Source organism: Pseudomonas sp. KCJK9111, from assembly GCF_046231935.1.
In the GTDB taxonomy this organism is placed as follows: Bacteria; Pseudomonadota; Gammaproteobacteria; order Pseudomonadales; family Pseudomonadaceae; genus Aquipseudomonas; species Aquipseudomonas parafulva_B.
The window spans coordinates 16,660-41,109 of sequence record NZ_JBJJMO010000028.1 but is presented as its reverse complement, the minus strand read 5'-3'; the positions used below and the strand labels follow the sequence as shown (position 1 = coordinate 41,109).

General features: G+C 63.6%; 24 protein-coding genes. 14 read left to right on the top strand and 10 right to left on the bottom strand.

Going from position 1 to position 24,450, the window contains the following annotated elements; genetic code table 11:
• Positions 1 to 91 precede the first annotated feature (91 nt).
• The 6 genes from livH (at position 92) to ACK59L_RS11725 (ending at position 6,297) form a co-directional block, all read left to right on the top strand.
• Positions 92 to 1,015, top strand: coding sequence for a high-affinity branched-chain amino acid ABC transporter permease LivH (gene livH / locus ACK59L_RS11750; protein WP_023535272.1), 924 nt, complete (start codon positions 92 to 94; stop codon positions 1,013 to 1,015).
• The gene (locus ACK59L_RS11745) at positions 1,012 to 2,268 is read left to right on the top strand and encodes a high-affinity branched-chain amino acid ABC transporter permease LivM (RefSeq protein WP_058606033.1); all 1,257 of its coding nucleotides are present in this window, start codon (positions 1,012 to 1,014) and stop codon (positions 2,266 to 2,268) included. Before livH ends, ACK59L_RS11745 begins: the two co-directional genes overlap by 4 nt.
• Complete coding sequence (gene livG, locus ACK59L_RS11740) at positions 2,265 to 3,032, top strand: high-affinity branched-chain amino acid ABC transporter ATP-binding protein LivG (protein WP_023535212.1); 768 nt, start codon at positions 2,265 to 2,267, stop codon at positions 3,030 to 3,032. The genes ACK59L_RS11745 and livG overlap by 4 nt, the downstream gene beginning before the upstream one ends.
• Complete coding sequence (locus tag ACK59L_RS11735; protein ID WP_023535231.1) at positions 3,033 to 3,734, top strand: ABC transporter ATP-binding protein; 702 nt, start codon at positions 3,033 to 3,035, stop codon at positions 3,732 to 3,734.
• Between the two features lie 177 nt (positions 3,735 to 3,911).
• Positions 3,912 to 4,586, top strand: coding sequence for a COG3650 family protein (locus tag ACK59L_RS11730; protein ID WP_058606034.1), 675 nt, complete (start codon positions 3,912 to 3,914; stop codon positions 4,584 to 4,586).
• A gap of 103 nt (positions 4,587 to 4,689) precedes the next feature.
• Complete coding sequence (locus ACK59L_RS11725; protein WP_078478109.1) at positions 4,690 to 6,297, top strand: NAD(P)/FAD-dependent oxidoreductase; 1,608 nt, start codon at positions 4,690 to 4,692, stop codon at positions 6,295 to 6,297.
• Positions 6,298 to 6,369: 72 nt separating this feature from the next.
• On the opposite strand, the gene ACK59L_RS11720 is transcribed toward ACK59L_RS11725, so the two are convergent.
• Positions 6,370 to 6,834, bottom strand: a complete 465-nt coding sequence (locus ACK59L_RS11720; protein WP_023535237.1) for a glycine zipper 2TM domain-containing protein — start codon at positions 6,832 to 6,834, stop codon at positions 6,370 to 6,372.
• Between the two features lie 146 nt (positions 6,835 to 6,980).
• Here ACK59L_RS11720 and ACK59L_RS11715 point away from each other — a divergent pair, with 146 nt between their 5' ends.
• Complete coding sequence (locus ACK59L_RS11715; RefSeq protein WP_409273735.1) at positions 6,981 to 7,214, top strand: hypothetical protein; 234 nt, start codon at positions 6,981 to 6,983, stop codon at positions 7,212 to 7,214.
• Positions 7,215 to 7,252: 38 nt separating this feature from the next.
• Here the strand turns inward: ACK59L_RS11715 and pdxH are convergent, their stop codons facing one another.
• The 5 genes from pdxH to dinG all read right to left on the bottom strand — a co-directional run bounded on the left by pdxH (position 7,253) and on the right by dinG (position 14,720).
• Positions 7,253 to 7,900 carry a pyridoxamine 5'-phosphate oxidase gene (gene pdxH / locus ACK59L_RS11710; RefSeq protein WP_058606037.1) on the bottom strand — a complete coding sequence of 216 codons (648 nt, stop codon included), beginning with the start codon at positions 7,898 to 7,900 and terminating at the stop codon, positions 7,253 to 7,255.
• Positions 7,901 to 7,918: 18 nt separating this feature from the next.
• The gene (locus tag ACK59L_RS11705) at positions 7,919 to 8,920 is read right to left on the bottom strand and encodes an OmpA family protein (protein ID WP_409273732.1); all 1,002 of its coding nucleotides are present in this window, start codon (positions 8,918 to 8,920) and stop codon (positions 7,919 to 7,921) included.
• A gap of 99 nt (positions 8,921 to 9,019) precedes the next feature.
• Complete coding sequence (locus ACK59L_RS11700) at positions 9,020 to 10,165, bottom strand: serine hydrolase domain-containing protein (protein WP_058637968.1); 1,146 nt, start codon at positions 10,163 to 10,165, stop codon at positions 9,020 to 9,022.
• A gap of 85 nt (positions 10,166 to 10,250) precedes the next feature.
• Positions 10,251 to 12,497: a beta-galactosidase gene (locus tag ACK59L_RS11695; protein ID WP_409273730.1), complete on the bottom strand. Its 2,247-nt coding sequence runs from the start codon at positions 12,495 to 12,497 to the stop codon at positions 10,251 to 10,253.
• A 78-nt stretch (positions 12,498 to 12,575) separates the two neighbouring features.
• Complete coding sequence (gene dinG / locus ACK59L_RS11690) at positions 12,576 to 14,720, bottom strand: ATP-dependent DNA helicase DinG (protein WP_058606041.1); 2,145 nt, start codon at positions 14,718 to 14,720, stop codon at positions 12,576 to 12,578.
• Positions 14,721 to 14,818: 98 nt separating this feature from the next.
• Here dinG and ACK59L_RS11685 point away from each other — a divergent pair, with 98 nt between their 5' ends.
• Positions 14,819 to 15,283, top strand: coding sequence for a CopD family protein (locus ACK59L_RS11685; RefSeq protein ID WP_144966393.1), 465 nt, complete (start codon positions 14,819 to 14,821; stop codon positions 15,281 to 15,283).
• 15 nt (positions 15,284 to 15,298) lie between these two features.
• Here ACK59L_RS11685 and ACK59L_RS11680 read toward each other — a convergent pair whose 3' ends face one another.
• The 3 genes from ACK59L_RS11680 to ACK59L_RS11670 form a co-directional block, all read right to left on the bottom strand.
• Positions 15,299 to 16,057 carry a collagen-like protein gene (locus ACK59L_RS11680; protein WP_167339846.1) on the bottom strand — a complete coding sequence of 253 codons (759 nt, stop codon included), beginning with the start codon at positions 16,055 to 16,057 and terminating at the stop codon, positions 15,299 to 15,301.
• Positions 16,050 to 16,325, bottom strand: coding sequence for a DUF1145 domain-containing protein (locus tag ACK59L_RS11675; protein WP_409273727.1), 276 nt, complete (start codon positions 16,323 to 16,325; stop codon positions 16,050 to 16,052). The genes ACK59L_RS11680 and ACK59L_RS11675 overlap by 8 nt, the downstream gene beginning before the upstream one ends.
• 178 nt (positions 16,326 to 16,503) lie before the next feature.
• A complete protein-coding gene (locus ACK59L_RS11670; protein WP_409273725.1) occupies positions 16,504 to 17,208 on the bottom strand; it encodes an OmpA family protein in 705 nt (234 codons plus the stop codon).
• A 160-nt stretch (positions 17,209 to 17,368) separates the two neighbouring features.
• On the opposite strand from ACK59L_RS11670, the gene ACK59L_RS11665 reads away from it, so the two are divergent.
• From ACK59L_RS11665 to ACK59L_RS11650, 4 genes are read left to right on the top strand one after another with little or no spacing between them, the layout of a single operon-like run.
• Positions 17,369 to 17,863: a DUF6231 family protein gene (locus ACK59L_RS11665; protein WP_409273723.1), complete on the top strand. Its 495-nt coding sequence runs from the start codon at positions 17,369 to 17,371 to the stop codon at positions 17,861 to 17,863.
• 2 nt (positions 17,864 to 17,865) lie between these two features.
• The gene (locus ACK59L_RS11660) at positions 17,866 to 18,342 is read left to right on the top strand and encodes a YchJ family protein (RefSeq protein ID WP_058606045.1); all 477 of its coding nucleotides are present in this window, start codon (positions 17,866 to 17,868) and stop codon (positions 18,340 to 18,342) included.
• Positions 18,343 to 18,344: 2 nt separating this feature from the next.
• Positions 18,345 to 18,821: an LEA type 2 family protein gene (locus ACK59L_RS11655; protein WP_409273721.1), complete on the top strand. Its 477-nt coding sequence runs from the start codon at positions 18,345 to 18,347 to the stop codon at positions 18,819 to 18,821.
• A gap of 7 nt (positions 18,822 to 18,828) precedes the next feature.
• Entirely contained in the window at positions 18,829 to 19,026 is a 198-nt protein-coding gene (locus ACK59L_RS11650; RefSeq protein WP_023535239.1) for an SEC-C metal-binding domain-containing protein, read from the top strand.
• 37 nt (positions 19,027 to 19,063) lie between these two features.
• Here the strand turns inward: ACK59L_RS11650 and ACK59L_RS11645 are convergent, their stop codons facing one another.
• Complete coding sequence (locus tag ACK59L_RS11645; protein ID WP_409273719.1) at positions 19,064 to 20,281, bottom strand: MFS transporter; 1,218 nt, start codon at positions 20,279 to 20,281, stop codon at positions 19,064 to 19,066.
• 131 nt (positions 20,282 to 20,412) lie between these two features.
• Here ACK59L_RS11645 and ACK59L_RS11640 point away from each other — a divergent pair, with 131 nt between their 5' ends.
• The gene (locus tag ACK59L_RS11640) at positions 20,413 to 21,753 is read left to right on the top strand and encodes a PLP-dependent aminotransferase family protein (RefSeq protein WP_409273717.1); all 1,341 of its coding nucleotides are present in this window, start codon (positions 20,413 to 20,415) and stop codon (positions 21,751 to 21,753) included.
• 190 nt (positions 21,754 to 21,943) lie between these two features.
• Complete coding sequence (locus ACK59L_RS11635) at positions 21,944 to 24,385, top strand: penicillin acylase family protein (RefSeq protein WP_409273715.1); 2,442 nt, start codon at positions 21,944 to 21,946, stop codon at positions 24,383 to 24,385.
• Positions 24,386 to 24,450: the final 65 nt, after the last annotated feature.

Here is a 24,450-nt window from a genome sequence, read left to right as displayed (position 1 = left end):
GGCTCACCTGAAAATCTTAAAACCGTCACCCGCGGTTTCCTGGCCGTACCCCGGCCAGCGAAATGCAAATCAGGTTTTTAGGAGCGCTGTAATGCCTGAGATCTACCATTTCTTCCAACAACTGGTTAATGGATTGACCATCGGCAGCACCTATGCCTTGATCGCCATCGGCTACACGATGGTGTACGGCATCATCGGCATGATCAACTTCGCCCACGGCGAGGTTTACATGATCGGCTCGTATGTGGCGTTCATCGCCTTGGCGGGTCTGGCCATGATGGGTATTCATTCGCTACCGATCCTGATGACCGTTGCCTTCGTCGCGACCATTTTCGTGACCAGTGCCTATGGCTACAGCATCGAACGGGTTGCCTACCGTCCACTGCGCAACAGTAACCGGCTGATTCCGCTGATTTCTGCCATCGGTATGTCGATTTTCCTGCAGAACACCGTGCTGTTGTCCCAAGACTCCAAGGACAAGTCCATTCCCAACCTGATTCCGGGCAGCTTCTCGTTCGGACCAGGCGGCGCAGAAGAAGTCCTGGTGTCCTACATGCAAGTGCTGGTGTTCGTGGTAACACTGGTGGCCATGACCCTGCTGACCCTGTTCATCTCCCGTTCGCGACTGGGCCGCGCATGTCGCGCCTGCGCCGAGGACATCAAGATGGCCAACTTGCTGGGCATCAACACCAACAACATCATCGCCCTCACCTTCGTCATCGGTGCTGCCCTGGCGGCCGTCGCGGCCGTGCTGCTGAGCATGCAATACGGGGTCATCAACCCTAACGCCGGCTTCCTGGTTGGCCTGAAGGCCTTTACCGCCGCGGTGCTAGGCGGTATCGGCAGCATTCCGGGCGCCATGCTCGGTGGGCTGGTGCTGGGTGTGGCCGAAGCGTTCGGCGCCGACATCTTCGGCGACCAGTACAAGGACGTCGTGGCATTCGGCTTGTTGGTTCTCGTCCTGTTGTTCCGGCCGACCGGCATCCTGGGCCGCCCGGAGGTTGAAAAAGTATGAACAAGAATCTCAAACCGGCGTTTTTCAGCGCCTTGCTGGTATGGGCCGTGGCCTTCCCGGTGCTGGGCCTGAAGCTGAGCATCGACGGCATCAGCCTGGTGGTGCATAGCCAGGGCTCGTTCACTATCAGCATCATCGCCGTATGCTCGGTGCTGATGTTCCTTCGCGTGCTGTTCGACCGGCAGTGGAGCTCGGTGATGAGCCGACGCTCGGACCGCAAGCTGATTCCACCTGCGCTGAGCAACTACCTGACCCTTCCCAAAACCCAGCGCTGGGTGATTCTTGGGCTGGTCGTGGTGGCCCTGATCTGGCCCTTCTTCGGCTCGCGCGGCGCGGTCGACATCGCCACCCTGATCCTGATCTACGTGTTGCTCGGCCTTGGCCTGAACATCGTGGTCGGCCTGGCCGGCTTGCTGGACCTGGGGTATGTGGGCTTCTACGCCGTGGGTGCCTACAGCTACGCCATGCTGTCGCACTATCTGGGTTGGAGTTTCTGGGTCTGCCTGCCGATTGCCGGACTGATGGCCGCCACCTTTGGCTTCCTGCTCGGTTTTCCGGTGTTGCGCCTGCGGGGGGACTACCTGGCGATCGTGACGCTGGGCTTCGGCGAGATCATTCGCCTGTTCCTGCGTAACCTCACCGACTGGACCGGTGGCCCCAACGGCATCAGCAACATTCCCAAGCCCGAATTCTTCGGCCTTACCTTCGAGCGACGCGCCGCCGAGGGCATGCAGACCTTCCACGAGTATTTCGGCCTGCCCTACAACTCGATCAACAAGGTCATTTTCCTGTACCTGGTTGCACTGTTGCTGGCACTGCTTGCGCTGTTCGTGATCAACCGCTTGTTGCGCATGCCCATCGGCCGTGCCTGGGAAGCGTTGCGCGAAGACGAGATCGCCTGCCGTGCCCTGGGCCTGAACCCCACCGTGATCAAGCTCTCGGCCTTCACCCTGGGTGCCTGCTTCGCAGGCTTTGCCGGCAGCTTCTTTGCCGCTCGCCAAGGGCTGGTGACGCCGGAATCGTTCACGTTCATCGAGTCGGCCATCATCCTGGCCATTGTGGTGCTCGGCGGCATGGGCTCGCAGCTTGGCGTGATCCTCGCTGCCATCGTCATGATCCTGCTGCCGGAGCTGATGCGCGAATTCAGTGAATACCGGATGCTGATGTTCGGTGCGCTGATGGTGCTGATGATGATCTGGCGTCCGCAAGGTCTGCTGCCAATGCAACGTCCCCACATGGAGCTGCGTCGATGAGCCGCGAAATTCTGCAAGTCAGCGGCCTTAGCATGCGCTTCGGCGGCTTGTTGGCGGTCAATGGCGTAGGCCTGACCGTCAAGGAAAAACAAGTGGTGGCGCTGATCGGTCCGAACGGCGCCGGCAAGACCACGGTGTTCAACTGCCTGACCGGTTTCTACCGGCCCAGCGGCGGCACCATCCTGCTCGATGGCGAGCCCATCCAAGGCCTGGCCGGGCACCAGATCGCGCGCAAAGGGGTGGTACGCACCTTCCAGAACGTGCGCCTGTTCAAGGAAATGACGGCGCTCGAAAACCTGCTGATCGCCCAGCACCGGCACTTGAACACCAACTTCTTCGCCGGGCTGTTCAAGACCCCGGGGTTTCGCCGCAGTGAAAAGGAAGCCATGGAGCGGGCGCAGTACTGGCTGGACAAGGTCAATTTGACCGAATTCGCCAATCGCACCGCCGGCACCCTCGCCTACGGCCAGCAACGGCGCCTGGAAATCGCCCGCTGCATGATGACCCGCCCAAGGATCATCATGCTCGATGAGCCGGCTGCCGGGTTGAACCCGAAAGAAACCGAGGACCTCAAGGCATTGATTGCCTATTTGCGTGAATCACACAACGTGACCGTGCTGCTGATCGAGCATGACATGAAGCTGGTGATGAGCATTTCCGATCACATCGTGGTCATCAACCAGGGCACGCCCCTGGCCCATGGCACGCCCCAGGAAATCCGCGACAATCCTGAAGTGATCAAAGCCTACCTGGGGGAAGCGTAAATGCTGAAGTTCGAGAACGTTTCCACTTTCTACGGCAAGATCCAGGCGCTGCACAGCGTCAACGTAGAGATCAACCAGGGCGAAATCGTCACCCTGATCGGCGCCAACGGCGCGGGCAAATCCACTTTGCTCATGACCCTGTGCGGTTCACCCCAAGCCCACAGCGGCAGCATCAAGTACCTGGGCGAGGAACTGGTCGGCCAGCCCTCCTCGCACATCATGCGCAAGAGTATTGCCGTGGTGCCCGAAGGCCGCCGGGTGTTCGCCCGGCTGACCGTCGAGGAGAACCTGGCCATGGGCGGGTTCTTCACCGACAAGGGCGACTATCAGGCGCAGTTGGACAAAGTGCTGCAGCTGTTTCCGCGCCTGAAGGAGCGGTATGCCCAGCGCGGCGGCACCATGTCCGGGGGCGAGCAGCAGATGCTGGCCATCGGGCGTGCCCTGATGAGTAAACCCAAGTTGCTGCTGCTCGACGAACCCTCCCTGGGCCTGGCACCGATCATCATCCAGCAGATCTTTGACATCATCGAACAACTGCGCCGTGATGGCGTGACAGTGTTCCTGGTAGAACAGAACGCCAACCAGGCGCTGAAAATCGCCGACCGGGCCTATGTGCTGGAGAATGGGCATGTGGTGATGCAGGGTACGGGCGAAGGGCTGCTGACCGATCCAAAAGTGCGTGACGCCTATCTAGGCGGTTGATGCCAGCGGGGCCTGCGAGGGCCCCGTTATCTTGACACTGCACGCTTGCACCCCCCGCTTCACGATCAAACAGCACGGACTGCGCGCAGGTGGCAGCCGTCTATTTATCTTCGCCGGGCTTGTATTGCCCCTGCCTGCCTCAGTAACGTGACGGCCTCTCGAACACCGGAGCCCGTCATGCGCCTGACCCCTTCCCTGCTACTGACCGCCTTGTTGCCCCTGTTCGCGGGCTGCCAGCTCCTGGCCGAAAAACCCGCCGACCCTGATATCGGCAGCACCCGCATGCAAGGCCAGGTTCACGCTGCCGGTGGGCAGTTGCTATTCAAGCCCTGCAACGAACCCCGCAGCTTCGTCATCAACGATGCCGCCGCCACGGGTATCCTGCAGGAAGCAGCGAACCTTGCAACCGGTGCCAACGACACCCTGTTCGCCGACGTGCGTGGCCGGCTTACAGGCAGCAAGCAGGCCAATACCGATGGGCAACTGGACCTGCGCCGCCTGTACCGCCTGGAACACGCCAGCAATGGGTGCATCGACCCCAACTTCAAGCAGCTCACCCTGCGAGCCGGTGGCCACAAGCCTGACTGGGACGTCAAGGCCAATAGCCGGGGCATGGTGCTCAACCGTGCCGACCAACCCCCGCTTGCCCTGCCCTTTCTGGAGGAGCAGGTACCCGGTGGCGGCTTGACCCTGACCAGCGAAGCCAATGGGCAGCGCGTCGAACTCTGGCTGGCGCCACAGCGCTGCATGGACCCGGCCACGGGCGCGTTCAACCATCTGCGCGCCGAGCTGCGCATTGATGGCACGACCCTGCAAGGCTGCGGTTATTACGGTGGCGCGCGCGATGACTGATGACCGGGCGGCTTAATCCTGCCAGTCGAGGCGGCTAAAGCTTTATACTTGGCGGTTTGTGTTAAGCCGCCGGCCGCCCATGGCCGGGATACTGGACCCTGCCATGCTACGAATCACCGAACTCAAGCTGCCCCTGGACCATCCCGATGAAGCACTGCGCGAGGCCATCGTCCAGCGCCTGGGCATCCGCGACGAGCAGCTGATCAGCTTCAACCTGTTCAAGCGCAGCTACGATGCGCGCAAGAAGAACACCGAACTGCTGTTCATCTACACCATCGACCTGCATGCCAGCAACGAAGAAGAGTTGCTGCGCAGGTTCGCCGACGACCATAACGTCGGGCCCGCGCCGGACGTGACCTACAAGTATGTCGCCCATGCCCCTGAGGGCCTGGGCGCACGCCCCATCGTGGTGGGCCTGGGCCCGTGCGGGATTTTCGCCGGCTTGCTGCTGGCGCAGATGGGCTTCAAGCCGATCATCCTCGAACGCGGCAAGGAAGTGCGCCAGCGCACCAAGGACACCTGGGGCCTGTGGCGCAAGAGCGTGCTCAACCCCGAGTCCAACGTGCAGTTCGGCGAAGGCGGCGCCGGGACTTTCTCCGACGGCAAGCTGTACAGCCAGATCAAGGACCCGCAGCATCACGGCCGCAAGGTGCTGGAGGAGTTCGTCAAGGCCGGCGCGCCTGACGAGATCTTGTACATCAACAAGCCGCACATCGGCACCTTCCGCCTCACCGGCATGGTCGAGCAGATGCGCCAGGAAATGATCGCCCTGGGGGCCGAGGTTCGTTTCGAACAAAAGGTCACCGACCTGCTGATCGAAGAAGGCCAGGTTCAGGGCGTGGTGCTTGAAAGTGGGGAGCAGCTGCTTTCACGGCATGTAGTTCTGGCATTGGGCCATAGCGCCCGGGACACCTTCCGCATGTTGCATGCGCAGGGTGTGTACATGGAAGCCAAACCGTTTTCCGTCGGTTTCCGCATCGAGCACCCGCAATCGCTCATCGACAAGGCGCGCCTGGGCAAGTATGCAGGTCACCCCAAGCTGGGTGCGGCGGACTACAAGCTGGTGTATCACGCCAAGAACGGGCGGTCGGTCTACAGCTTCTGCATGTGCCCAGGCGGCACGGTAGTGGCCGCCACCAGTGAACCCGGCCGCGTCGTCACCAATGGCATGAGCCAGTACTCACGCAACGAACGCAATGCCAACTCCGGCATTGTCGTCGGCATCGACCCGGAACGGGACTACCCCGGCGGCCCGCTGGCCGGCATCGAGTTGCAAGAGCGCCTGGAAGCGCACGCCTACGTCATGGGCGGGAGCAACTATCAGGCACCGGCTCAGCTGGTGGGCGATTTCGTGGCTGGCAAGCCTTCGACCGCACTGGGCAGTGTCGAGCCGTCCTATAAGCCTGGCGTGACCCTGGGTGACCTGGCGCCAAGCCTGCCGGCCTTCGCCATTGAGGCAATACGCGAGGCCTTGCCCGCCTTTGATCGGCAAATCAAGGGCTATAACCTGCATGACGCGGTGTTGACCGGGATCGAGACCCGCACCTCTTCGCCGCTTCGCATCACGCGGGGCGAAGATTTCCAGAGCCTGAACGTGAAGGGGCTGTTCCCTGCCGGCGAAGGGGCGGGCTATGCAGGTGGCATTCTGTCTGCAGGGGTTGATGGCATTCGGGTTGCTGAAGCGGTGGCCAAGGCCATGCTGGCCCAGTAACAAGCCCTGAAATGCCGGTACAAAAAAACCCGATCAGGCCAGAAGCCTGATCGGGTTTTTTCAGGGCGTTGATCAGTGCGAGACGCGGCTGGTGCCATCGACCGTCATGATGCGCACACGGTCGCCCACCCGGAAAATCTCGTTTTCCTGCACGGACTGCACATAAGCGCGCATGCTGCCGTCGTCTTCGCGCACCGTGATCTCCACACCCTGGGTACGGGTGATACCCTCTTCGGCGGCCGAACCGGCCAGGCCACCGGCAACGGCACCAATCACGGCAGCGACGATGCTGCCACGCCCGCCACCGACGGCGCTGCCCGCCAGGCCACCCACTACGGCACCAGCGCCTCCGCCAATCGGTGTCTTGGTACCTTCGATCTTCACAGGGCGCAGCGATTCGATGGTGCCCATGCGCACGGTTTGCACACGGCGGGCCTCATCGCGCGAATAGCTGTCGCCGCTCAAGTTTGACGCACAGCCACCGAGTAGCAGCGCGGTGGCTGTGAAGGTCGCAACCAGCAAAGCGGATTTACGCATGGGTAGAATCTCCATAAGTCAGGTACTCATTAGACGCTGCACATTGACGGCTGTCACGGTACTCACTGCATAAAATTGCTTTCATTCAGCCAGCGTACAGCCAACGCGGTCAGGCAGGGCGCTTACCCATCAGACCAAGGATAACCATGGATTACTTCATCGTTGTGGTCGCCACCCTCGCCGGGTTGGGTTTCCACGCCTGGCTGTACGTGCGCATGCGGCAATGGATGGACCGTGACCTGGCGCTGTCACTGGCAGGTGGCGACCCGCACAAGCAGGCGTACATGCTGCAGCGGTTGCAACATGCGCGTCAGTCGAAGATGGGGCGCAACGCACTGGCTCAGTGGCTTGCGCAGGAGGCGGCGGCGTATTCGCGCTGAAGAACAAGGCCGATGGGGCTATCTTGTAGCCCCGTGTATCAAGGCGCGAGACGCTCGCGGTGCCAGCCCTGGGCCGCCTTGCGGTAGTTCAGGCGGTCATGCAGGCGACTGGCGCGCCCTTGCCAGAACTCGATGCGCTCTGGCAGCAGGCGGTAGCCACCCCAATGCTCGGGGCAGTGGGGCTGGGTGTCGGAGAAACGCGCCTCGGTCGCCTTGACCAGGGTTTCGAGCGCCTCGCGCCCAGCGATCACCTGGCTCTGGGGCGATGCCCAGGCGCCCAGGCGGCTGCCCAACGGCCTGACCTGGTAGTAATCGTCCGATTCCTTGGCCGAGACCTTCTCGACACGGCCCTCGATACGCACTTGCCGTTCGAGCGCCGGCCAGAAAAAGGTCATGGCGGCGAACGGGTTGGCCTGCAGCTGCCTACCCTTGGCGCTGTCGTAGTTGGTGAAGAACGTGAAGCCCTGCTCGTCCAGCCCCTTGAGCAACAGCACACGGCAGTGCGGTCGCCCATCGGCATCCACCGTGGCCAGGGTCATGGCGTTGGCTTCCACCGGCGCCTGCTCTGTTTGCACGGCATCGCCGAACCATTGGTGAAACAAGGCGAACGGCTCGGCCGGGGCCTGAGCCTCGGTCAGGCCGTCGCGGGTGTAATCGCGGCGCATATCGGCCAGGGATTGGGTCATTGCTGCGTTCCTTGACGATCAGTTGGTCTTCGCAGGGCTGTTGGCAGCTACCTTCTTGTCAGTGGCAGCTTTCTTGGCGGCAGGTTTGGCGGCCGCCGCTTTTTTGCTCGCCGTCTTGGCCGTGGACTTGGCTTTGGCGGCAGGCTTCTTGGCAGCGGTTTTGCCGGCTGGCTTGGCTGCAGCTTTGCTTGGCTGGGCCTTGGCGGCTGTAGCCTTGGTCACAGGTGCCTTGGCATCCTGCACGGCTACCATGGCAGCCGGCGACGGCGTTGGCGTGGCCTGTTGATACTTGCTCAGCAGCGCGACCATGGTGTTCTGTGGGGTCAGCAGCATTTCCACGCGGCGGTTCAGTGCACGGCCTTCGGCACTGTCGTTGGCGGCGCGAGGCATCACCGAGCCCATGCCCTTGAGGATCAGGCGATCACGTTGCAACCCGCTCAGGCGGAAGATGGCCGATACCGAGGCAGCACGCTCAAGGCTCAGCTTCTGGTTGGCAGCCACCACGCCGCTGGTGTCGGCGTGGCCCAGCACCAGCACGGCCGTCTTGGGGTCGCCTTCGACCGTCTTGGCCACGCGGGTGATGGGGCCCAGGGTGACAGGCAATAACATGTTCGGACGGTCAGGGTTGTACGCGCCGTCTACTGGCAAGGTGACTGCCAGCACGTTGTCGCGCCGCTCGAGCTCCAGCTTGCTGTCCTTGATGGCCTCGCGCAGCTTGGGTTCGTACTCGTCCAACCAGGCCTGGGTGGCCTGTTGGTCGATCTTCGGCACCACCGGCCCTTGGGCCTGCTTCTGCTCACCGCCAAACGGCCACCACCAGCGGCTGCTGCTTTCGGATTTGGCGTCGGCCTTGGCGACCTTTTCCGTGACTGCTGCCTTCACTTCCTGTTCGGCGACCTTGTCCGAGCCGAATGGCCACCAGCTTGAACTGGCGCTCTTGGCAGAACCCTCGGGATGGCTGGCGCAGCCGGTGACAGCGGTCAGGCACAGGGCGAGTGCTAAGGTTTTATGTGAAGACATCAGCGATACACCATGAATTAGAAAGGAATTTTGCCCACACTCTTGAGGCGTCGGCATTGAGGATAGTCAAAGAGGCTGGGCAATACCCGCACTAACCGATCAAAGGCATTGCCCAAGTACGCGCACCAGTTTCTGGGCGCGAGGATCCATCAGCACGTAGGGGCCCAAGGTATTGACGACAAAGCCAAAAGCCACATCTCGCTCCGGATCGGCAAACCCGACCGAGCCCCCGGCACCGGGGTGACCGAAGGCGCGAGCACCCAAGCCGAAGGTGGCATTGGCCACATCAGGCTGGTCGAGCATGCAGCCCAGCCCGAAGCGCGTCTGGGTCAGCAAGGTCCGGTCCTGGCCCAGGCTGTGTTGGCGAGTGAACGCCTCCAGCAGCTCCGACTCCAGCAGGCTGCCTTCGAGCAGGCCTGCATAGAACCCAGCCAGGCTGCGGGCATTGCCATGGCCATTGGCTGCGGGTTGCTGCATGCGCCGCCACTCAGGTTTGTTGGTACTGGTCAGAATGGCGGGCGGGTTGGTAAACGCCCTTGTAGACAGCGCCTCGGGCTCACGCAGCGTCACCTGCAGCAGGCGCTGGGCAGCAGCGTCACCAGGGTTGCCCTTGCCGCGCGCAATATGGGCTACCCGATGAAACTCCTCGTCGGCCAGCCCCACATGGAAGTCCAACCCCAGCGGCCGCGCCGTACGCGCCACGATGGAGTCGCCTGGGCCGCGCCCATCTGCGCGACGAATCAACTCACCGATCAGCCAACCAAAGGTGATAGCGGCGTAGCCGTGCTCGCTACCCGGTGTCCACCACGGTGTTTGCGCGGCCAGGGCATCGACCATTGCCTGCCAGTCGTAAAGGGCCTCGGCCGGCAGCAGCTCGCGAATCGCAGGCAGACCGGCACGGTGGCTAAGCAATTGTCTTAGCGTGATAGCCGCTTTGCCCGCCTGACCGAACTCAGGCCAATAACGCGCCACCGGGGCATCCAGTTCGAGTTTGCCCTCGCCCACCAGTTGCAAGGCGGTGACGGCGGCAAAGGGTTTGGTGCAGGAAAACAGGTTGGCGATGGTGTCGCTGTGCCAAGGCTGCTGGCCATCCTTGTCGGCGGTGCCCGCCCACAAGTCCACTACCGTTTCACCGCCCACCTGAATGCACAGCGCAGCCCCGCGTTCCTGGGGATCATCGAACAGCGCCGCGAAGGCTTCGCGCACTGCTTCGAATTTCAGCTCAAAATGACCCTGAATCTGCACCCTGTGTTCTCCATGCGGCATGTTGGCAAAAGGGCCTGCATTGTTTCAGTAGTTCGGCCTTTTGCCTACAGGCGCCCATCGCTCGTCACGGCGACGCTGGCGCTTGGCTGTGCGCGCGCAACTGGTCCAATGCTTCGAGGTTGCTCTTGCGCACGGCCTGGACGAAGCCTGGGTAGGCGATGTCGGTGATGGCAACCAAACCCAGGTGCCCGTTCTCTGCGTCCAGCAATCGGCCGCTGGCAGGCTGGTCAAGGTACTGGAACCAATGGGCGCCGACGATCGTGGGCTGGGCGAGCGCCGCCTTGAGGAAATTGCCATAGGCAGGCCCGCGGTCTTCCTCGCGTGCGACCTCCACCGGCCCCGGCCAGAACGGCCCGCGATCGCGCGAGCCGAATTGGAACTCGGACACCAGCACCGGCTTGTCCAGCTCCGCCAGGCGCGCGAAGTCATAGCCGTCCTGAGGCTTGAGGGTATAGAAATTGAAGCTGAGCACATCGCAAAACTCGGCGCAGGCCTTGACCGCTTCGGGCGTACTCACGGCAAACCGCCCACCCAGCAAGAGGTGATTCGGCGCATGCCACTTGAGCGAGTCGGAGAGGGTCTTGAAATAGGTCTGGGCGAACACCTGCTGGAAATACTGATAGTCGCGTTCGATTTCCGGGTGTTCCGGGCTGGGCAGTGGGGCCTCGAAACCGGGGTCTTCCATCAACTCCCAAGCCGACAGCTCGATGCCCCAGGCCTTGGACAAGCCTTCCTGATTTCGGTACTTGTCACGCAGCTGCTTGAGGAATGCGCGCTTGGCCGGTACGTCGGTGGTCAGGCGCAAGGTACCGTAGGCCAGCCCATAGCGCGCTTTCGGGTCATCGCCCGGGGCCGCCCAGGCCAACTCGTTGTCGGCAAAATAACCAATCAGCCAAGGGTCATCGCGGTGGTCGCGGGCGGCGATGGCCACGGCCCGTTCGGTGGCCATCGCAAAGCGTGGGTCGAAGGGATCGGGCATGCGGCCCCACCAGTCCATGCCGGTGCTGATGCTCGCGTAATCGCCCACGATGGACAGCGGCAAGGTGTAAGGCACGCGCTGGTGCTCGCCTAAGGCCGCATCGCTCCAGTTGCCCAATGTATTGAAGCCCCAGGCCTGCAGCCGGTCGAGCGTATGGCGCTGCCAGCGGGCGCTGTCCAACTTGGCAGCAGGGCAATTGGCCGACTGCGCTGGCGCCAGCGGGTCGGCCCCCTGGCACGGTGCCCCATAGGTGCGTTCGAGATTGGCGGCATAGAAGTCGAACCACTGCCCCTTCTTGAAGGCGCGCCCCTGGGACGAGGCATTGCCGTCATCGTTATTGCCCTGGCCATAGAAGGCGGACAGGGGCTCGCCCTGTTGCGGCAGCGCCTTGAACATCCCCTCGCGCCCCGCCACATACGTGCGCCCGCCATCTGCGGCCACGGCATTGACGCCCAGGGAATAGAACGGGTGCCCCAGCGGCGTCACCAGGTACCAGCGCCCTTCGCGTTTTTCGGTGCGGAAGAACCCGGTAGCCTCGAAGGGCGTGCCTGCCGTCACGCCGCCATAGGTGTCCAGCGGCTGCTTTTCACGTTCGGCCAACCACCCCCTGATCTGCTGCTGTTCACGCCCGGCGCTCGCCTTGAGCTGCTCATCACTGGTTACTTTCTCAGGCCAGGTGCTGCGCGTGGACTGGCCGTAGGCGTCGATGAGTTCGCGGTAGGCCGCCTGCCACGCTTGGTCGTCATCCTGGATGCCCACGCGCTCGATCAGCAGGCTCTGGGCTGCCTTGGGACCAGGGATGCTCAGGCTGACCGCCGCGACCTGTGCCAGGTCCACCGCGCCTGTGCTGCTGCCGAGTAGCACGCGCTGGCCGCCGAAGCTCCACGGCATGGGCGGGCCTGCACGCAGCCCTTGCTGCAGGGGCGAACGCGCTGTCAACGGCACCATCACCGTTTGCGCAGGCCCTGCCGGCAAGTCGATACGGCTGGTCAGCGTACGGCCGTCATTGCCCTGCACCGTCACATCCAAGGTCAGCGCCCAGGGCATCGCGTTTTGCAGACGCAGGGTCAGGAAGCGGCCGGTGGACCAGTCCCAGGTGCCGCTTTGCGGGCTCATGCGCAAGGTCGGCCGCTCGGCGGCGTTGAACACCACGCGTCGCAACACCTCGCCCTGGGCGGTCTGCTCGGCGTTGTACTGGGGCATGCCGGCATCCACGGTTGCGACATTGACCACCGAGGCCGGGCGCACGAAGCTGAACAACGTCTGCTGCCCCGCCAGCAACGGCGGACTCAACAGCAGGGCGATGACAGCGGGCAAGGTACGGCGAACCATAGGGCGGGGTCTCTCCTTCAGGGCCCTCATGGCCCACGACTGAGGTTGGACAACGTGCCGGCGCAAGCGCTCCGGCCGTCAGGAAATCTCCCGCCGAAATGGCGGCAGCGCATTGAGAATAGCCTTGCCGTAGCGCTGGGTGACCAGGCGCCGGTCCAGCAAGGTGATGACACCGCGGTCCTGCTCGGTGCGCAACAGTCGGCCACATGCCTGGATCAGGCGCAACGAGGCATCAGGCACGGCAATTTCCATGAACGGATTGCCGCCTCGCGCTTCGATCCACTCTGCCAAGGCCGCCTCGACGGGGTCGTCAGGCACGGCGAACGGGATCTTGGCGATGACCACGTGCTCGCAATAGGCCCCCGGCAAGTCGACGCCCTCGGCGAAGCTGGCCAGGCCGAACAGCACGCTATGCTGGCCGTCGTCGACGCGGGCCTTGTGCTTGTTCAGGGTTTCCTGCTTGGACAAGTTGCCCTGGATCAGCACCAGCTTGCGCCAGTCCCGGTCCAGGCCATCGAACACGTCCTGCATCTGCTTGCGTGACGAGAACAACACCAGCGCGCCGCGGGCCTCTTCGACGATGCCCGGCAGCTCGCGAATGATGGCCGCGGTGTGGCCGGCGGCGTCACGGGGGTCGGCCTTGAGGTCGGGCACCCGCAGCAGGCCTGCATCACCGTGCACGAACGGGCTGGGCACCACGCAGGAAACCGCATCGCGGGGCAACCCCGAGCGCATGCGGAAGCGGTCGAACTTGCCCAGCGCAGTCAGGGTCGCAGAGGTGACCAATGCGCCGTGTGCCACGTTCCACAAGCTACGCCGCAGCATTTCGGCCGCCAAAATGGGGCTGGCATTGACCTCGATATCGAACAGTGCCCCACTCTCGGCCAAGGTCAGCCAGCGGGCCATGGGCGGACTGTCCTCGGGGTCTTCGGCGGTGAACGCCGTCCACAATTCCCAGTTGCCCTGGGCACGGGTCTGCAGGCTACCGAACAGTGGGTACCACTCCTCGGCCTGGTGGCTGGCGATGCCAATGCTGACCTCGCCGCCCATGCCTTCCTTTAGCAGGTCGGTCAGGCGAGTGAACACATCGTTCAGGCGAGCAAAGCCTTTTTTCAGCTCGACGCCGACCTCGCGGATTTCATCGGGCACCACGCCACCTGGAAAACGGTAGCGGGGGCGTTCACGCCCTTCGTTGTCTTCGCCTGGACGAAAATCGGCCACCTGCTCGCAGAGCGTGAACATGAACTGCTGCTGGGTGCGGATTTCGCGGGCAAGTTCGGGCACCTGTTCGATCAGCTTGCCCAGATCGCCCGGCAGGGGGTGCTGGGCCAGCAGCTTGGTCAGGTTCTTGGCGGTTTGCTCTAGCCAGTCGGCCGTCGAACGCAACCGTGAATAATGGGCGAAGTGGCCGATGGCCTTGTCTGGCAGGTGATGCCCTTCGTCGAACACGTACATGGTGTCCCGGGGGGCCGGGAGCACCGCACCGCCGCCCAGCGCCAGGTCGGCCAGCACCATGTCGTGGTTGGTGACGATTACGTCTACCTTGCCCATGCCTTCACGGGCCTTGTAGAACACGCACTGCTGGAAATTGGGACAGTGGCGGCCGGTGCATTGGCTGTGGTCGGTGGTCAGCCGTGCCCAGTCCTCGTCTTCGAGGCTGTCTGGCCAACTGTCGCGATCACCGTCCCAACGGTTGCCGGCCAGCTTTTCGATCATGCTGTTGAACAGCTTCAGGCTGCGCTCGTCCACGTCGATGCGAAAACCTTCTTCCTCCAGCAACTGCGCCTGGGAGGTCTGGGCGTGGCCTTCCTGGACCAGGATGTCGAGCTTGGACAGGCACAGGTAGCGGCCCCGCCCCTTGGCCAGGGCAAAGCTGAAATTCAGCCCGCTGTTGCGCATCAGGTCAGGCAGGTCCTTGAAGACGATCTGCTCCTGCAGCGCCACGGTCGCAGTGGCGATGACCAGACGCTTGCCTGCCGCCTTGGCCGCCGGAATGGCCGCCAGGCTGTAGGCAACCGTCTTGCCGGTACCGGTGCCCGCCTCCACCGCCACGACGGCGGGCTCGCCGGCACGGCGGCCTTCGTCGTCGCAGGGAATGTCCCCGAGGACCTTGGCTACCTCGGCGATCATCAGGCGCTGGCCGTAACGCGGCTTGAGGCTCTTGGCTTCGAGAAATCGCGTATAGGCACCCTGGATGGTGGCTTTGAGTTCAGTGCTGATCATGGTGTGCAGGCGCCCGAAGGGCTGGATATATTTTCAGTATCGCGCATAGGGCGGCTATCATACCCCGCTCACGCTGTTTATGCCGCATGGAGATCCGGATGACTGCCTTTGCCCTGCCCTACACCCTGCACGTTCTGGCCGCCCTGGTCTGGGTGGGGGGCATGTTCTTCGCCTGGATGGTGCTGCGCCCGGCAACGGTTGCAGCGCTGGACGGGCCTGCCAGGCTACGGTTATGGGTGGAAGTTTTCCGACGCTTCTTCGGCTGGATCTGGGTGGCCGTGGCGATTTTGGCGATAAGCGGCGTGGGCATGATTCACCTGCGCTTCAATGGCTTCGAAACCGCGCCGCGGTATGTCCAGGTGATGATCGGGGGCGGTATCGTCATGTTCGCCCTGTTCATGCGCATCCAGGCATTGCTGCTTCCGCAAATGAAAACGGCGGTCCAGGCCGAGGACTGGCCGGGGGCAGCGGCCGTGCTGGGGCGCATCCGCCGGATGGTGGGGGTGAACCTGCTGCTGGGCCTGGCCGTGGTCGCCGTGGCCAGTGCCCGCCTGATGTTCTGAGCGTACCCGCAGCGATCAGAGTCGCTGCAGGATCAGCTCGCCAGCAGCCCCGGCAAGGCCTGGCTGACCCGGTTGCCCGGCGCGGCCACTGTGGCCCGGCGAGGTGCGGTAGACCAGGCAACCCTTGCTCGCGCCGCCCTTGCCCGCCTGGCCTGCGGCACCAGGCTTACCCGGCGCGCCCCCGTCAAGGCGCACCCTGATGCGATCGGCCGGGAAAGCCTCGGGTACGCTCAGGCGAATTCGACCACCCGGTGCACCGTCGTGGCCATTGCCGCCATCATCCCCGTTGAAACCACGGCTGGCACGGCCCCAGGTGCAACCACCGGCCTGGCCGTTGGCGCCATCGAGCCCGGCGAACCCTGGCGCACCCGCGCCACCGCGGGCATCGATGGACAGTTGTTCGCCCTCTAGCTGGGCAAGCTTGAGGTCAAGCCCGCGCCCTGAACGCGCGGCACGTTCATAGGTCCCAGGCGCGCCCGGCGCACTGAACTCACTGCCAGCACCCAGGCTGGCACTGGCGGCCTCGATCAAGAGCGGGGTATCGGCCGGTGCCACGGCGATACGGGCATCACGGCCCAGCTCCAGCCGATCGACCGTCAGCGAGGCGAGCGTGGCGGGAAGCAGCAAGGTGGCATCGTCCGCCACCCTGAGCTGCTCCAGGTGCACCTCGGCCGACTTGGTTGGCAGGCGCAGCATGGAATTGGCGGGTACTTCCAGGTTCTGTGCCTGCGCAAGCGGCGCGGCCAGCAGGGCGAACAACATCAGATTACGCATTTCGTGGCGCCTCTTGCGCGCGGGGGATGGACATGATGTGGAAAATGCCCGTCAACAGGATCTGCAGACGGTCGAACCAGCGATGGCTACGGCCGCGCAGACTGGCATTGAACACCAGCATTTCGAGCAGGTGCAGCAGCGCCAACATCAAGCCCGTGACGTTGATCAACAGGTTCAACGGCACAGGTTGCGGCACCATCTGGTTGTACAGCACTACGCCCCAGAAGACTATGGTCAGGAGCTTGCCCAGGCTCAAGATGAATTTCATGCTCTGCCCCACCGTATGGCGTACTGCCGGGATGGCCAACGCGACCGTTTCACAGTAACTGCTCGGTCGGGAACCGCGCCAGCGCATATCCTGCTCGGCAAGGTCTAGTCCCCCGGCCATTACCGCCCAAGGCGATTGCAGAGCGCCCGCGCTGTAACGGTGCGCGGGCGCCATTGCCTCACCGTTGGATCTTGATTTCCGTACGACGGTTCATGGCACGCCCCTCGGCGGTGGCGTTGTCGGCAACAGGTTGGGATTCGCCAGCCCCGACCACGGACACGAAGCTGTTGCGCGGGATGCCGCTTTCAACCAGATAGTCGGTGACCGAATGGGCACGGCGCTCGGAGAGTTTCTGGTTGTAGCTGTCGGCGCCCACGCTGTCGGTGTGGCCGCTTACGCTCAAGCGGGCCGAAGGCGCTTCCTGCTTCAGGCGTGTGGCGATGGTATTGAGGCGCTGCTTGTCGGCAGCGGTCAGCTTTGCAGAGTCGAATTCGAAATGCACGTCGCGGATGACGATCACTTCTTCTTTCTCGACCACCACCTGCTCGACGACCACAGCTTCGACCTGCGGCGCAGGCGGCGGGCAACCGTTAGCATCGACCTGGACGCCGCGCGGTGTACCTGGACACTTGTCGCGGCTGTCCGGTACGCCGTCGCCGTCTTCGTCGCCATCCCCATGGGCCCAGCAATCCCCCGCCGCAAGCCCGCCCCCGAGCAGTGCACCCCAGCCTGCCCAACTCGAGCTTTCGATAGCGCCAAGTGCCGCGCCGCCCACACCGCCGACCGCCGCACATTTGGGCCAGTCGGTCTTTTGCAAACCCGCGCAACCAGTCAACACACTGGTGAGCAGAACCAGAGGTACAGCTGTGCGTACTATGCTCATTTCAAAGCCTCTTTTAGGGGGGAATCGGCATCGTGGCCGATCAGGGCAGTAAAGACGCTGCTTGCGCAGCCTGCCAGCCATTTGCCATGACCGGATGCCACAGCCCTATGCCGACAGGCGCTGGCCCGATAGTCTTGGCTGATCTTGATGAGGACTGGCAATGACCGAAGGTTTTTCCCAACGCACGCCACAGCAGGCGCTCGCCGCCTTGCTCGAGCGCGTGACCCCGCAACGCGTGTTGCTGGTGGGCACGCGGTTCCCGGCACTCGACGCCTTCCTGCTGGCCCACCCTGAGGCGAGCCTGGCGAGCGCGCCGCCGGGCCCACTGCCGGCTGAACTGGCAGCCCAGCGCTTCGACCTGGCGCTTCTGGTCGATTGCCTGGAGCACCTGCCCAAGCGCAACGGGTTGGAACTGCTTGGTGGCATCCGCAATCTCAACGCCAGTCGAGTCGCAGTGCTGGCCGACCTGACGGCCTGCGGCTGGCAGGACACGGACTTCTTCGCCCTGGCCCTGTCGGCCAGCGAGAAGTTTCAGCGCGACCAGCAGGTGTTGAGCCTGTTCACCTATGATCTACATGACTACAAGCAGGTCCCTGACTGGCTGAACGCCCGGTTCTGGGCCAACCCTGAAAACTTCGGCAAATACTGGTGGTGATGATGAGTGTTTCGGTCTGCCCATGTGGCAGTGGCAACCTGCTCGACGCCTGCTGCGGGCATTACCACGCCGGCACGCCGGCACCGGATGCCCAGGCGCTGATGCGCTCACGTTACAGCGCCTATGTGCTGGGGCTGGTCGATTACTTGGTGGCGACCACCTTGCCAGCCCAGCAGGCCGGCCTTGATCGCGCCGCCATGGCCGCCTGGAGTGCCCAGAGCACCTGGCTGGGCTTGGAGGTGGAGGACGCCGAGCTGATCGGTGGCCAGCCCGAGCACGGCTTCGTGACCTTCACTGCCCGCTGGCATGACCAGGACGGCGATCATCAGCACCGCGAACGCTCGGCCTTCGTGCAGCACGAAGGCCGCTGGTATTTCATCGACCCCACCGTGGGCCTGAACGCCACGCGCAACGATCCCTGCCCTTGCCAAAGCGGGCAGAAATTCAAGAAATGCTGCGCCAGCTATGTGGGTGGCTGAGCATGATGACCCGCCTGCGTGTCCTGCTGCCTGCCTTGCTGGTGATGCTTCTGGGCGGCTGCGTCAGTTGGGGCGGTGAGCCCTGGCGGCAACCGGAGATCCACCTGGTCAGGGTGGAAACGGTCAAGGCTCGCCTGCTGCAACAGGAATTCGTGCTCCATGTGCGGGTGGAAAACCCCAACGGCAGTCGCCTGTTCATCCGCAACCTGTCCTATGCCCTGCGGTTGAACGATGTGCTGCTGGCAGAGGACGAAGCCAGCCTGTGGCGCAGCGTTGGCGGACACGACCAGCGCACCTTCAAGATCACCGCCCGTACCAACCTGTGGCAGCGCCTCAAGCCACTGGCCAAGATGCTCAAGAGCCACCAGCCTTTGAAATACACGCTCAAGGCCGAACTGGGCACCGGCCTGTTGATCCATCGGAACCTGCACTTGTTGCGCGGTGGTGAGATAATGCCCGGCGATCATTACCTGGAGTAACCCTGCAATGTCCCAACAGCCTCACGTTCACGGCCCTGACTGCGACCACGACCACGATCATCACCATGATCACGGCCATGTCCATGGGCCGCACTGCAACCATGGTCACCAGGAGCCGGTGCGCAACGCCCTCAAGGATGTTGGCCGCAACGACCCGTGCCCGTGCGGCAGCGAGAAGAAATTCAAGAAGTGCCACGGCGCCTGACCGCCGCCCCGCCGTTCGACGGCACCGCGCCTGTCCGTTAGCGCGGGCGCGGCGCGGTCTGCAGCTTGGGCGCCGAGGTGCCCGGCTTGGCTGGCAACCGTAGCGCGGTGGCCAGCAACAGCCCCAGGCACAGCACCATGCACAGACCGTTGGTGCCCTTCCAGCCTGCCGTGTCCAGTAACAAGGAAGGCGTAAAGGCCCCGAGCGTGGCACACACGGCAATGGCCAGGTCATTCTTGCCCTGCAGGCGCATCGCGCACGGGCTGTCCTGCAATGCCTGCGCCAGCAGCGCGCCCCCGCCCACATAGGTCAGGTTCCAACCTAGGCCTAGGGCTATCAGGGCCGCGGTCATCACTGCATAACTGCTGGACCCCATGTTCAAGGCCGTGCTCACCACGAACAGGCCTAACCCTGCGCAGATCGTTACCTTGATGCCCAACCGTTGAATGATGCTGCCTGTGAAGAACGACGGCGCAAACATCGCCACGACATGCCACTGGATGGCCATGCGCACGTCGGCGAAGTCCTGGTGCATACCTTTCATGTGCAGCGAAGCCTGGATCATCAACAGGTTCATGATGCCGTATCCCAGCGCCGCCACGCTCATTGCCACCATCAACACCCTGCGTGGCGCAGGTCGCACCGTCTCGGACGCTTGCAGCCCCTGCTGCGGGCGATTCACCGGCATCTCCTTGGGCAAGCAAAGGGCTATCAACCACGACACGAGCGCCAGACCAATAAAGGCGGCATAGCACAGCGAGAACAGTGGATACCCGCCCACATCCCTGAGCCACCCGGTCAAGGCCGGCCCCGCCACGGCCGCGATCACGCCGCCTGCCACCACCAGTGAAAGCGCTCGCGCCTTGAGGTGTTGTGTCAGGTTGTCGGTAGCGGCAAACCGGTTGAAGTTGGCGAACGCGATGTACACCCCCAAGGCACAGTGGCTGAGTATCAAGGCGAAAAAGTGCTGGTGCTGCACGGCCAGGAACCCGCTGACGCCGGATACGGCCAAGGGCAGAGCACCCAGCATGAATGCGCGGCGACGACCGATGCGCCCCATCAGCCACGACACCGGGTAGGTGGCCAGCATCACGCAGAGAAACTGAAACCCGTAGGGCACCGTCGACCAGGCAGGATCGGGCGCCAGGGCAGCACCGACAAGGGCTGCCATGGTCACGGACATCACAGCCGTGGTGAGGTTGACCGATTGCGCAATGAAATACAGGTAGGTACGTGCTGGCAGGGTTTCGGTCATGGCGTGCTCGCTGAAGGCGCAGTCAATGAATGCGCCGAAGCTTCTCACTGATCGGCTGACCACGGGCGAACAGTCGACGCGGTTTCCAGCTAACTGTTAGGCTGTTTTTTCTAACACTGACGGGCCAGTCGATGCGTGCTGACATTCTCCTTCATCAACTCCGGCAGCGTCTGGCTGCCAGCGAATGGCTGCCGGGGCAACGCATGCCGTCGATTCGCAAGCTCACGGCCAGCACGGGTGCCACCTACCACGAGGTCGTGTCCAGCTATGGGCGCCTGGTCAGTGAAGGGTTGTTGACGGCCGTGCCAGGGCGTGGCTACTTCGTGGCCGGCACCACTCGGCCGCCAGCCAGGGACGAGGCGCCCGGGCATATGGCCGGGGACGCGCTGTTCAAGCTGCTGCAAGGCGGCCAGCACTACACCAAGCTCGGCTGCGGCTGGCTGCCCCCTGCCTGGCGCGACACCGAGCTGCTGGCCAAGGCCGTGCGGCGTACGGCGCGCCTGGAGCAAAGCTCGCTGGCCGACTATGGCGACATCCAGGGTTACCTGCCCATGCGCAAACAGCTGTGCGTGCACCTGCGGCGCATGACCCAGATCGATGTAGGCCCGCAGCAATTAATCAGCACCTTGGGCGCCACCCAGGCCCTGGACCTGGTGGCCCGCCTGCTGATCGCCCCTGGCGATCACGTGTTCGTCGACGAGCCTTGCAACGGCAACCTGATCAAGCTGATCGAGCTGGCCGGGGGGCACGTGGTCGGCATCCGTCGACTGCAGGACGGTCCGGACCTTGAAGACATGCAGCGGCGCCTGGCCCAGCACAAGGTCAAGGCCTTCTTCTGCAACAGCACATTCCACAACCCCACCGGCAGTAACGTCAGCCCGCACAACGCCTTCGGCGTGCTGAGACTGGCGATCGAACACGGCTTCTACGTCGTCGAAGACGACGTGTACGGCGACTTCAGCCCGGGTGTGCGCCAGACCTTCGCCGGCTTGGACAACCTGCAGCAGGTCATCTATATCGGCAGCTTCTCCAAGTGCCTGTCCGCCTCCCTGCGCGTGGGTTACATCGCCTGCCCGGCTGCACTGGTCGAACCGCTCATGCGCCTGAAACTGCTCACCTGCGTGGCCGTGCCTGCATTCTGCGAGCGCTTCGTCAATACGATCCTCACCGACGGCACCTACGCCAGGCACATGAGCGACTTGCAGCAACGCCTGATTCGACAGCAGGTTCAGACCCAGCGCACGCTGACAGACCGCGGCTGGCGCTTCGACATCACGCCGCACGGCGGCATGTTCCTGTGGGTCCATCACCCCGATATTGCCAACCTGCATCCTTTCTTGCGCCAACTCGAACAGCACGATGTACTGCTGATGCCTGGCGAATCCTTTGCGATCACGCGCAACTACGTTCGGTACACCCGCATCAACTGCACGCACTTTTCCGACGCCATGGCTGTGCATTTCGAAGTTTGACCCGCTGCAACGCGCCCCTGGATACCCCGGCGTCACGGCCGGGGATTGGCAAATGGCCGACAGGGTCTTGCCACTCATCCAGCGCTGGGCCGATGTGCCGAAATAAAGCCAGGGCAGGCCTTGCACCCACGCGGCCTGCTCACTACCTTAGCGCCTTTCCATCCCCGCTATGCCTTGCAGGAGCCTTGCCATGGCCGCCCCCGCCCTTTTCTTTTTCCGCCCGCGCGCTGCAACGGCTGCCCTGCTGCTCGGTTCACTTGGCCTGGCCGGTTGCCAGACCACTGCCCAACAGGACAGCCTGCCGCCGGCCAGCGGCGTGCAGCCGCTCAAGGGCCTGGCCCAGAACGTGTCGGTCAGGCGCAATGCCATGGGCGCTCCGCTGATCGAGAGCAGCACATTCCATGACGCGCTGTTCACCTTGGGCTACGTGCATGCCGGGGACCGGATCGAGCAAATGGTTGCCATGCGGTTGCTGGCCCAGGGGCGGCTGTCTGAAGTGGCCGGCCGCGATGCACTGGATATCGACCGCTTGATGCGCGCCGCCAACCTCAAGCAAAGCGCGGCACAGCTGTACGCCGACGCATCGCCACGGCTCAAGCGCTTCTTCGACGTCTATGCGCGCGGGGTCAACGCCTACCTGTTCCGCTACCGCGACAAGCTGCCGGCGGACCTGGCCAACAGCGGCTACCGCCCCGAATACTGGCAGCCTGAAGACTCCGCGCTGATATTCGCGTTGTATGCCTTCAGCCAGTCGGTCAACCTGCAAGAAGAGATCAGCGCCTTGACCCTGGCGCAGAAAGTCGGCAGTGACAAGCTGGCCTGGCTGCTGCCCGGCGCCGCCGACGAACCGCTGGCCGAAGGCGAAGCAGCCAAGCTCAAGGGCCTGGACCTTGCCAGTCAGTTGCCGGGGTTGTCTGCCCTGGCAGCTGCCAGCCAGAAACTGGTCGACCTTGACCTGCTGGGTAGCCCCGGTTCAACCAACCTGGCCATCGGCCCGCAACGCAGCCGCAGCGGCAAGAGCCTGCTGGCCAGCGACAGCCGTGCAGTCTGGGCGCTGAGCCCGGTACAGATCCACACCAGCAAGTACCAGGTGGCCGGCCTGTCGCTGCCGGGCCTGCCGATCGTGCTGGCTGGCTACAACGGCCAGCTGGCATGGACCAGCAGCGCGGTGATGGCCGACAACCAGGACCTGTTCCTGGAAAAGCTGCGCCACCAAGGCAACCAGGTCAGTTACCTGGCGGACGGCAAATGGGTTGCAGCCAGGGCACACACCGAGACCTTCCTGGTGCGCGGCGAGCGCCCACAGCGCGAAGTGATGCATGACACGCGTCATGGCACGCTACTCGGCCAGCCAGGCAATGCCAGCCTGGGCCTTGCCCTGAACTTGCCGCAGTTCAAAGGTGATCGCAGCCTTGATGCACTGTTCGACCTGACCCGTGCCAAGACCGTGGAGCGCGCGTTCGACAGCACCCGTGATATCACGGCTGCTGCGCTGAACTTCGTCTTTGCCGAACCTTCGCACATTGGCTGGCAGGTGAGCGGGCGCTACCCCAACCGCCGAGAAGGCCAAGGCCTGTTGCCTTCGCCGGGATGGGATGGGCGCTATGACTGGGATGGCTATGCCGACCCCATGCTGCACCCGTACGACCAGGACCCGACCGCTGGCTGGATCGGCCACGCCAACCAGCGCAGCCTGCCGCGCGGCTACGGCATGCAGCTGTCGAGCAGCTGGTACTACCCGGAGCGTGCCGAGCGCCTGGGCCAACTCGCTGGCAATGGCCGCCTTGATGGCCGCAGCCTGATGGCGTTGCAGAACGATCAGGTCACCTTGTTGGCCGGCAAGCTCAAGCAGATGTTCGAAGCGCCAGGCATGGCAGGCCCGCTGCAGCAGGCCATCAATGCCTTGCCCGCCGATCAGCGCGACAAGGCCCGTACGGCACTGGCCAGGCTCAAGGCATTCGATGGCCGCTTGAGCCCGATGTCGTCCGATGCTGCGCTGTACGCCCTGTTCCTCCAGGCCGCGGCCCGTCAGACGTTCCTCGATGAACTGGGGCCGGAGTCCGGGGCGGCCTGGCAGGCATTCGTGAGCAATGCACGCCTGTCGTTCTCGGCACAGGCCGATCACCTGCTGGGCCGGGATGACAGCCCGTTCTGGGACGACCGCGGTACGCCCCAGAAGGAAGACAAACCCGCCATCCTGGCCCGCAGCCTGGTTGCGGCAATGGACACGGGCATCGCCCAACTAGGCGCCGATCGCAGCGCCTGGCAATGGGGCAAACTGCACCAATACCAATGGCCTGCACCGGCCTACCACGGGCTGGGAGATGCCATCGGCCGCCCGGCACAGCCTGCAGGCGGCGACTTCAGCACGCTCGCCTTTACCCCCTACGCCTGGGGAAGCGACTTCGTCACCCGCCTGCCGGCATCGGCGCGGCTGATCGTGGACTTCAGCCAGGCTGAACCCCTGCAGGTGCTGACCAGCAGCGGCCAGTCCGGCAACCCGGCCAGCCCGCATCATGGGGATGGCCTCGATGCCTGGTTCAAGGGCCGCTTCGCGGTCATGCCGCTTGCGCCCCAGCACTTCGCACGTGCCTATGGCACCCAGCGCCTGACCCTGGTACCGGGCAAGTAGAAAAGGTCCGCGGCGTGCAGCAGCTGCGACGGTCAAGGGATGAACAAACCACCGGTCGAACTTCC